1 protein-coding gene is annotated in these 262 nt (G+C 72.1%); it reads right to left on the reverse strand.

Features of this window, described 5'->3' with window-relative positions:
* A partial coding sequence (locus OO71_RS46025) for an HNH endonuclease signature motif containing protein (RefSeq protein ID WP_033296451.1) occupies positions 1 to 262 on the reverse strand: 262 nt, incomplete at both ends.

The following is a 262-nucleotide window of genomic DNA, read 5'->3' on the forward strand; positions in this document are numbered from 1 at the left end:
GAGGTCGTCGAGGTTGGTGGGGCCGCCCTCGGACCACGGGCGGATGTGGTGGGGGGTGGTCCATTTTGGGCCGCGGTCGCAGCCGGGGAAGGTGCAGCCTCGGTCGCGGATGGCCAGGGCGCGGCGTTGGGTGGGGGTGGCGGTGCGGGCGGAGCGGCCCAGATCGAGGATTTGGCTGTTGGTGCCGAGGACGGCGGGGTAGATCTTGGCGTCGCAGAGGAGGCGGCGTAGGTCGGCGATGGGGAGTGGGGTGTGGTCGTCG

The sequence above is a fragment of the Amycolatopsis jejuensis genome (assembly GCF_000717335.1).
Taxonomy (GTDB): Bacteria; Actinomycetota; Actinomycetes; order Mycobacteriales; family Pseudonocardiaceae; genus Amycolatopsis; species Amycolatopsis jejuensis.